Here is a 481-nt window from a genome sequence, read left to right as displayed (position 1 = left end):
GTTCTATCCTGCTTATCATGCTGTTGATTTGGCCTGTCTTGTTCTACAAGCTGGGTAAACGTAACGGTGGTGAACTGACACAAAACAAAGCCGACCTTCGTGTTACCACTCTGGATTGGATTGAAGGCTACAGCGAACTGACTCTATTTGGTGCAGAAGAGCGTTACCGCAATGCGATTCTAGAAACCCAACAGAAGCTGATGGCGAACCAGTTTGTGAACGCTAACCTAACCGGCATGGCTTCAGCAGCGCTCATGCTGTTCAACGGTTTGACACTGGTTCTTATGCTTTGGCTAGCGGCTGACGGCGTAGGTGGTAATGCTCCAGATCCGTTCATCGCGCTTATGGCGTTCGCAACCATGGCAAGTTTTGAACTATTGATGCCAATCGCAGGCGCGTTCCAGCATTTAGGTCAGACTCTGTCTTCTGCACGTCGCTTGAATGAAGTCATTCTTTCAGAACCTGAAGTTCAGTTCGCTGA

1 pseudogene is annotated in these 481 nt (G+C 48.9%); it reads left to right on the top strand.

The features are described from left to right. Positions 1 to 481 (top strand): annotated as a pseudogene (locus BCT81_RS02495) (cysteine/glutathione ABC transporter ATP-binding protein/permease CydC); the annotation flags it as partial.

The organism is Vibrio sp. 10N.261.52.A1 (assembly GCF_002876325.1).
GTDB lineage: Bacteria > Pseudomonadota > Gammaproteobacteria > Enterobacterales > Vibrionaceae > Vibrio > Vibrio chagasii.
This window is presented reverse-complemented; position numbering and strand designations above follow the sequence as displayed.